We start from the raw sequence: 2,054 nt of genomic DNA on the forward strand, positions 1-2,054 counted from the left end.
CGGTGCTGGCTGGTCGACGGGTGCCGGGGCCGGTGCGGGTGCCACAGGTGCCGGCGCAACGGGTGCCGGTGCGGGCGCAGGCGTCGGAGCTGCGGGTGCTGGCGCAGGCGCTGGAGCCGGCTGTTCGGTGGGCGCTGGAGCCGGTGCAGGTGCGGAAGGAGCCGCACCTTGCTCGCCCGGGGAACCGTAGGCCTCTTTCAGGGAGTCGTAGATACCGTTATTGAACGATTCGCGCATCGGGTCCTCGTACGCCTTCTTAACCGCGTCGTCCAGACCCTTCCGTACAGCTTTCTCGCCCGGCTTCGTGAGCTTCTTGGCGACAACGCTGCCAGCTTTCAGCTCGACGCTGAGGCCACCCGTCACCACGGTGGGGGCAAGACCGCCGAGCGTGTAGGCCGGGTCGTGGGCCGTTTCGGTGGCCCACTTCCTCAGCCATGCTTCACCGTGGATGGCAGCGGAGGGGTCTGCTTTTCCTGCGAGGGCGTCGTATGCGTTATCGGTTGCCCAATCAAACGCCGTATATGCGCCATTAGCTATGGAACCGTCTCGCACACCTGCCTGAATGGAGGGGGCCAACGCTTGGGCAGTTCCAGCCGCGGCCAATGATTGCATCCCAGGAATAGGAAACATCATTGGGGCCATTTGAAGCCAAAACTGCCTGTGAGACCCGCTGCCTTCACCAAAAAAGTAGTTCTTGAGATCGCCTCGATGGTTCCAAAGATCGGTAACGTTGAAGCGAACTGTGCCAACGACGAGCTTTGGCATACCAATAATGGCGTCAAAGATGCCTTTGAAGAAGCTTCCACCTAAAACGCCACTCCATGCTGCTTCGCCGGTATTTGGATTGATTGTTTCAGCGAGAATGGAATTGGCAAGATCTCGATCTGCTTGTTGGACTTTGAGCTTGAAGAGGTCAACCGCACGTTGTGCTGCATCGAGCATTCTTTGGGCCTCAGCGAGCGCCCTCTCGCGCTCCTCGTTAAATTTTTCGCGAGTCTCGCCCTCATTGTCCGGATCCGGCTCTTCGACAGTCTCAGGCATCGCCAGTGCCTCTTCGTACTTCGCGTTGGCTGCGTCGATTTCCGATTCGATCTGCGCTTTTTCTCGCTCGAGATCAGAGAGCGTTTGGGCGTACGAATCGAGAGCGTCTTGAACGTTCTTGGTGCGTTGCTCTAGTCCGGTGGCGGCTTCTGCGGGGGTCTGGAATACCTGTTGAACCTGGCCACCTTCGGGTGCCTGGTAGGAGGCGGCAACGTTCGTCCAGCCGTACTTGGCCTCATCGATGATGGACTTATTGAGCATGCCGATCGCTGTGAATTTTGCGCCCAGCTGGCTTACGTTGCCGGGATCATCCAGCTCGGGGAGATCAGACTTTGAAACCATGATTTACTCCAGGGGTCTACTTCTCGATGGGGTACGGGCCGTAAGGGCGCTGCTCCGCTTCCCGTGCGTCTGCAAATGAATTAGCTAGCATCTCTTCGGGGCTGCTCGCGTAGTTGGCTTGGCCCATCGGGTTTTCTGGTGTGCATACTCCGGGACCACCGCCATTGGCCTCGTTGTACCTGTCCAGATTTGTCATGCGACCTTTGCCTTCGGCGGCGGCTGCGTTGCTGTTACTGTTGTCAGCCATCTCAGAATCGCCGCTCATGTAATAGCGCATTCCCTCGCTCGCGTGTTCAAGGTTCTTGTTGGAGCGTCCGCGGCCGTAGTTCACTTCGCTGCGCACGTAAAGCTCTAGGCACGAGTTTGCCGCTCCGCGACTAAGAGTGCTGTGTTCGAGCGCTTGGCTGGCGAAATCGAGTGCTTCGTCCACAAGAGCGTAGACACCGTTGAGATTATCGAGGGTGCGCTGAGCATCTTGGACTCGAAAAAAGTACTCGTTCGGCGTCAGGCTGAAGTGTGTTCCAGTCAATGGGTTTCCCCCCATGTTTTTGAGTCGTATCTGTCCCGCCGCGCAGTGTTGGCTTTGAAGTCGTGCATGCCCGAGGTGATGTGTGGGCGACTCTTGTGGCGAGTGGTCAAACGCCCTGCCGCCGCGTGGGCGGCAGGGCGTT

2 protein-coding genes are annotated in these 2,054 nt (G+C 58.6%); both read right to left on the bottom strand.

What is annotated here, in order from left to right; translation table 11 throughout:
* Positions 1–1,383, bottom strand: a 1,383-nt coding sequence (locus HMPREF3157_RS10635) for a hypothetical protein (protein WP_210386266.1), incomplete at its 3' end; no start/stop codon positions are given.
* A 16-nt stretch (positions 1,384–1,399) separates the two neighbouring features.
* Positions 1,400–2,054, bottom strand: a 655-nt coding sequence (locus tag HMPREF3157_RS04315) for a hypothetical protein (RefSeq protein ID WP_210386267.1), incomplete at its 5' end; no start/stop codon positions are given.

Origin of the sequence: Dermabacter sp. HMSC06F07 (assembly GCF_001807345.1) — a bacterium.
GTDB lineage: Bacteria > Actinomycetota > Actinomycetes > Actinomycetales > Dermabacteraceae > Dermabacter > Dermabacter hominis.